This window comes from Faecalibacillus sp. TM498 (assembly GCF_020589955.1).
Taxonomy (GTDB): Bacteria; Bacillota_I; Bacilli_A; order Erysipelotrichales; family Coprobacillaceae; genus Faecalibacillus; species Faecalibacillus intestinalis.
In genome coordinates this window covers 1-6,065 of sequence record NZ_JAJDKB010000083.1, presented here as the reverse complement: position 1 = coordinate 6,065, position 6,065 = coordinate 1, and the positions used below count along the sequence as shown (strand labels likewise).

7 protein-coding genes and 1 other RNA gene are annotated in these 6,065 nt (G+C 28.1%); all 8 read right to left on the bottom strand.

Translation table 11 applies throughout. The annotated features are described in order from the left end of the window. A partial coding sequence (locus LJD32_RS14340; RefSeq protein ID WP_227392739.1) for a hypothetical protein occupies nucleotides 1–264 on the bottom strand: 264 nt, incomplete at its 3' end. 259 nt (nucleotides 265–523) lie between these two features. Continuing rightward, nucleotides 524–1,411, bottom strand: coding sequence for a hypothetical protein (locus tag LJD32_RS14335; protein ID WP_227392738.1), 888 nt, complete (start codon nucleotides 1,409–1,411; stop codon nucleotides 524–526). A 3-nt stretch (nucleotides 1,412–1,414) separates the two neighbouring features. After that, nucleotides 1,415–2,272, bottom strand: a complete 858-nt coding sequence (locus LJD32_RS14330; RefSeq protein ID WP_227392737.1) for a hypothetical protein — start codon at nucleotides 2,270–2,272, stop codon at nucleotides 1,415–1,417. 22 nt (nucleotides 2,273–2,294) lie between these two features. Continuing rightward, nucleotides 2,295–2,444 (bottom strand): hypothetical protein, encoded by a 150-nt coding sequence (locus LJD32_RS14325; RefSeq protein ID WP_022000981.1) that lies wholly within the window; start codon nucleotides 2,442–2,444, stop codon nucleotides 2,295–2,297. Between the two features lie 195 nt (nucleotides 2,445–2,639). Further along, nucleotides 2,640–2,989, bottom strand: a transfer-messenger RNA (tmRNA) gene (gene ssrA, locus LJD32_RS14320). A 3-nt stretch (nucleotides 2,990–2,992) separates the two neighbouring features. Continuing rightward, nucleotides 2,993–3,439 (bottom strand): SsrA-binding protein SmpB, encoded by a 447-nt coding sequence (gene smpB / locus LJD32_RS14315; protein WP_032089679.1) that lies wholly within the window; start codon nucleotides 3,437–3,439, stop codon nucleotides 2,993–2,995. 17 nt (nucleotides 3,440–3,456) lie between these two features. Further along, nucleotides 3,457–5,637 (bottom strand): ribonuclease R, encoded by a 2,181-nt coding sequence (gene rnr / locus LJD32_RS14310; RefSeq protein WP_227392736.1) that lies wholly within the window; start codon nucleotides 5,635–5,637, stop codon nucleotides 3,457–3,459. Nucleotides 5,638–5,683: 46 nt separating this feature from the next. Then, nucleotides 5,684–5,914, bottom strand: a complete 231-nt coding sequence (gene secG / locus LJD32_RS14305; protein WP_022001041.1) for a preprotein translocase subunit SecG — start codon at nucleotides 5,912–5,914, stop codon at nucleotides 5,684–5,686. Between the last annotated feature and the right edge of the window lie 151 nt (nucleotides 5,915–6,065).

Below are 6,065 nucleotides of genomic sequence, written 5' to 3'. Positions count from 1 at the left end.
AGTTTGCACATCACTTTTTACAGATTCTTGATCTTCCTGAATCGTATTTTCTTCTGTTGTTTGTTTGGATGTATCATTTACAGTTTCATCACTTTCATTGTTTTTATCTTTGGATACATCTTTTTTCTTTGATTTCTTTTTTGATGCCTCTTTTTGTGAAATAACTACTTCTTTTTTGTTTTCTACATGGTTGTTCATTGGTAGTGCATTACAAACAACCAACAGTGTAGATAACGCTAAAACTATAATATTGCTTTTTTTCATATATTCTCATCTCCTCTACTCATTATCATCATTAAATTTGTACAAAGTCTATACTTGTATTTATTGCTTATCAGAGCTACCATTACTTTTATTGATTTGGAAAAAGCACATTGTAGCAATTCCTATAAATGCACCAATTTGCATTGAAACAATAGATATGATTATTTCTTTCATTGTACCACCTTCTTTCATAAAAAAAGATAGTAAATCTTTTTGATCTACTATCTAAAGTAAGATATTATTTATCATCTTCTACATATTAATCCAATACATTAAAAGATAATTCTTTCTTTATTTGTTCTTTTCTACCCATATATAAAAAATACATTATGTCGTTAAATTCATTAGATTCTTCATCGTCTTTAGATAAGACTCCGTTTTCTTTATAATAAGGTAACGCACTTTCAAAATCTAAATAGAGTTTGTTTTTTTCCATATTATTTTTTTCAAAGGATAATATTTTCTGTTTACATGATTCATACATATTTGGAATAATATTTTCATATATATGATGACCCAACTGTCCCATTTTTTCTATTAAATCATTATATGCATTATCCGTAATAGCTTTTTTCAAAATCAAATTTTCTTTTTCTTTTTCAATCCATTTTTTTGCAGTATCAATATCATATGCTTTCATAATTGATAAAACCAATTTATCTATAACAGAAATATTTTCAGAATCCTTTTCATATAAGTAATTTAATACCTTATATCTTATTATTGGTGGTAAAAGTGAAAAAGAAAACATTACTTCTTCATTTGACCCAAATTTGTATTTATCAAAGTAATTAATTAATAAAATAGATAACATATTAAATAAACTATCCACTACTCTATTATATTCATCCTCCGTCACTACATCTCTTTTCTGAGTATGACTATCATCGTTACCATAATTTCTGATATTTTCTAATGAGTCTTTAATGAAACAATAATTAGGAATTGAATGAATTCTTTTTTCAATACAATGCTTACCTAATGTAATACGTTTATCCGGATCATAATCAATAAGTTTTCTAACAATTACTTCTGTATATTGTCTAATTTTTGCAACTCTCCCTCTATAAGATATACCACAATAAAATGAATCGCCTATCAAATCATTAACTAAAGCTTCGTAACTTTTATTATTAAACTTTTTCACAATTTACATCATCTCCTTCATTGCGTTTTCCAAAATTTTAAATAAAACATCTATTTTTTCATCATCTTTATATTGCCTTTTATCAAATAACATATTATTTATATGATCACTTACAGCATTCATTTCATCCGTTATCTCACCAATATTCATTAAAAATTGAAAAATAGTTTTAATCAAAACAATTAATCTTGCTATTTGTAATCCCCAATATTTATTATAATAAATAAAATTATAATCATTTGTATAAAAATGGTCTAATTCAATTTCTTCTTTTTCTAATTCATCAATTGCCCATACTTTAAATAATAAATGATTATTGTCTAAAATCACTAAACAAGATGCACCTTTGTGAACCAAAGCATTTCTATCCACTCTCAAACTTTGAAACCATTTAATATTCAAAACACTATTTTTTTGATTGTTATTAGATATATATTCCAAAAGATATTCAAATTTTTCATACTTTTTTTTCTTTGAATATTCTTTTATTTCACTATCATTCAGTCTGCGAGTAATACAAATATCTAAAATATCTTGAATATATTCTAAAATCACTCGATATTTAAAAAAAAGATATTCTATATAAATGCCAAGTTCATTTTCTAAACTAATAGATGAAAATTCATATAATCCACTTTGCTGATATTTAGAGTAAGTTTTGTCAATAATCGTAAATGTTAAGATTATCTTTGACAAATCCTGCCTAATTGCTTTTAAATCATTGTCCAGTCTTTTATAATTATATTCTGATAATCCTTCCCAATCAGTCTGTATCAAATAAAGATTATCCTTAAAAAAATTATTATCATGCAAAATAGAATATGCTTGCCTTATAAGCAACATGTACATATTATCTTTCATATTTGTTTCCTTTCTAAGTCAATTAAACAATTTCTATCCAACATAAATAATCAGCAATCTTCACTTTCATTCCATCCAAGATATGTACTCTTTGCATTGGACTTACTAATGATTCTAGTGTTCTCCAAAATACTTTTTCACTTAATTCCTTGTTGTTAATATAAAATTTCATTTGGTTTCCTGCTTTCTTTTAATGACATCCATTTTACCTCATCTCTGAAGTAAAAAATAGCGATTTTTAGGTAGTGACACCCTTTTATATGGGTGACATCCACGTAAATCGCTATTTTTTGATTGTTTGAAATATCTTAAAAAACGTTGATTTCATCGGTATTTTTTCGATGACATCCATTTTAACTCTTAATTTTGGTGGAGATGGCGGGAATCGAACCCGCGTCCAAAAGCAATTCCTCCAAAGCGTCTACAGTTTAGTCCATTGAATAATTTAACTTGGCTACAATCAACGAACAATTTTACACCAAGCGATTCTTTAAATTTTCGTGGTTAAAGTCAAGACTCCTTCAACCCTTATCCTAAAAGTTATAATACTAACAAATAGCTATAGGCTCACTAAATGTTAGCAGCTTTCATGTCTATGTCGACTAAGCGAAAGCGTAATTAGTTTGTCTGTTTCCAGTTATTTTTTGTTTGAGTTTAACGTACTCCAACGACTGCAGCTAAGGTCAAACATACCCCTGTCGAATCCAAGACATCCCCAGATTAGTAGTAATTTTTAAGAGACTTTTCGATATCTCTTTTTGCAGCTTTTTCTTTTAGATCATTACGTTTATCATAAAGCTTTTTACCTTTAGCAAGCGCAATTTCTAATTTAGCTTTAGATCCACTAAAATACATTTTAGTAGGTACGACAGTTAAGCCACCTTCTTTTAACTTATTAGTTATTTTAAGGATTTCTTTTTTATGAAGCAAGAGTTTTCTTGTTCTTCTTGCTTCATGATTAAAGATATTTCCATGATCATAAGGAGCGATATGCATGTTTTCTACATAAACTTCGTTATTTTTGATTCTTACAAAAGAATCTTTTAAATTCACATTACCTAAACGCACAGATTTAATTTCAGTTCCTTTTAATTCAATACCTGCTTCATAAGTATCTAACAAGAAATAATCATGATGTGCTTTTTTATTTTGAGAAATGATCTTCATACATATCACCACCTTTTCTATCTTCTTTTTCTTTTAAACTTTTGTTTTGGCTTTCTATCTCGTCGCTTATTTATTATAACAGTTTTTTTCTTCTTTTTGTTAGATTTCATACCAACAATTTGAAAATCTATTGTTTTTTCTCTTTTTGAAGCAGCTGAAACCTTAATTTTGACTTTATCAGACATCTTAAATCGTCTTCCAGTTCTTTTTCCAATTAATTGTAGATTTATGTCATCAAAATAATAGAAATCATCTACAAGATCTTCCATACGAATTAATCCTTCAATCGTATTTGGAAGTTCAACAAACATACCAAAGTTTGTAATTGAAGAAACAATTCCTTCAAAAGTTTCACCAATATGGTCTTCCATATATTCAGCCATCTTCATATCATCTACTTCACGTTCAATATCAATTGCTTTTCTTTCAAGCGAAGAAGCTTGATCAGCAACATTTTGCATAATAGAAGCAAAATGGAAAAGAGTTTCTTGATCTAATTTCTTTTTAAATAAATACGTACGTATCAAACGATGAACCATTAAATCAGGATAACGTCTAATTGGTGATGTAAAATGTGTATAATATTCATCTGCTAAACCAAAATGTCCTAAACATTGTTCATCATATCTTGCCTTTGCCATGCAACGAAGAAGTAATGTAGAAATAATCACATGTTCATCTGTTCCTTTACTTGCTTCAACGATTTTACTTAATTCTTTAGAATGAATATCTTCTAACGAACCTTTTATTGTATAACCTAGAGTTCTAGAAATTGTAGAGAATTTTCTTAATTTATCTACCTTAGGATTTTCATGAACACGATAGATAAATGGTAAATCAAGCCATTTAAAATGTTTTGCAACTGTTTCATTAGCAACTAACATAAATGATTCAATAATACGGTCACTTTCTCCACGTTGTCTTAAAACAACATCTGTTGGTTTACCTTTTTCATCAACTAATACTTTAGCTTCATTTGTATCAAAATCGATTGCTCCACGATCTTCTCTTGTTTTTTGTAAAATTTCAGCAAGTTCTTTCATTAAGAAAAATAAATCACATACATGGCTATACTCTTCTTGTAGTTTTTTATCCCCTGCAAGTATTTTATTAACATTATTATAAGTCATTCTTTCAGTTGAATTAATAACTGATTCAACGATATCATGATCAATGACTTCCCCTTGAGGGGTAATTTCCATAAAACATGAAATTGCAAAACGATCCACATGAGGATTGAGTGAACAAATTCCATTAGATAATTTATGAGGAAGCATTGGAATAACACGATCCACTAAATAAATAGAAGTTCCTCTTGCAAGTGCTTCTTTATCTAATTCAGATCCTTCTTCTACATAATAAGAAACATCAGCAATATGTACCCCTAAATAATAATTTCCATTCTTTAATCTTCTTAAAGAAATTGCATCATCTAAGTCCTTGGCATCATCACCATCAATCGTAACAATCGTTTCATTTCTTAAATCAGTTCTTGTTTTAGCTTCTTCTTGATCAATGTCATTTTCAATTGATTCGATTTGTTCATAAACTTCTTTAGGAAATTCAACATGTGCTTCATGTTGAGAAACAACAGATAAAATATCAACCCCTGGATCTCCTACATGTCCTAAAATTTCTACGACATTTCCTTTTAAATAAGGTTTATACGTTTTAATTTCAACAACAACTTTATGTCCAGCTACTGCACCATGACTATGTGCATGATCTATATAAATAGGTTGTGTAAACTTTTGATCATCCGCATCAAAGACAAGTTCTCTTTTAGCGTTTTTCAACAGCCCAACAAGTCTTGTTTGTCCTCTTTCAATAACTTTAACAATTCTACCTTCTTGACGCGATCCTGTTTGATGCTTTTTAAGTTCAACCATGACTGTATCCATATTAAAAGCATCTTTTAAATCTCTTGAAGAAATAAAAATATCATCACTTTCTTCATCAATAATGACAAAACCAAAACCTCTTTTATTAATGTGTAAAACACCTACAATATAATTAGAATTTTCTATTAATAAATATTCATTTTTATCATTTCTTACAATTTTACCCTCATCTTCTAATTGATTTAAAGCTTTAAGCAAAACTGTAAAACCTTCACTATTATTTAGATCTAATACATGTTGTAATTCATGAATTGATCTTTCTTTATCTTTTAATATATCCAAAATTCTTTCTTTCATCTTCTCACCTCCAAAAAAAATAGGACGCCTTGCGTCCTATTATTCATTAATTCATACGTAGTAGAATTGCGATCACGAAGAAGGCAATACTCAAAATCATTGTCATTCTAGACATCACTAAATCAACACCACGTTCTTTTTGTTCAGCAAAAAGATTTGAACTTTGACCAGTTAATGCATTAACAATATCATCTGATTTTCCACTTTGTAATAAACATAATATAATAAGAGCAACGGAAATAATAACCATAGCAACCTTTAAAATTGTTTCAAACATATTTTTAACCTCCTTCGATTAATTTAATACATTGCATAGCAAATATTATCATAAAAAGCTCATAAACACAACATAATTTTAAAATAACTTATGCATTTCTAAAGTGAAAAGTTAAATTCCACTTTAGATATGACAAAGTGGATTTTAGTCT

What these genes read in the sequence shown, in the direction of transcription:
- smpB (WP_032089679.1), bottom strand. Translation starts at nt 3,439, where the DNA reads ATGAAGATCATTTCTCAAAATAAAAAAGCACATCATGATTATTTCTTG.
- LJD32_RS14325 (WP_022000981.1), bottom strand. Translation starts at nt 2,444, where the DNA reads ATGAAATTTTATATTAACAACAAGGAATTAAGTGAAAAAGTATTTTGG.
- LJD32_RS14330 (WP_227392737.1), bottom strand. Translation starts at nt 2,272, where the DNA reads ATGAAAGATAATATGTACATGTTGCTTATAAGGCAAGCATATTCTATT.
- secG (WP_022001041.1), bottom strand. Translation starts at nt 5,914, where the DNA reads ATGTTTGAAACAATTTTAAAGGTTGCTATGGTTATTATTTCCGTTGCT.
- rnr (WP_227392736.1), bottom strand. Translation starts at nt 5,637, where the DNA reads ATGAAAGAAAGAATTTTGGATATATTAAAAGATAAAGAAAGATCAATT.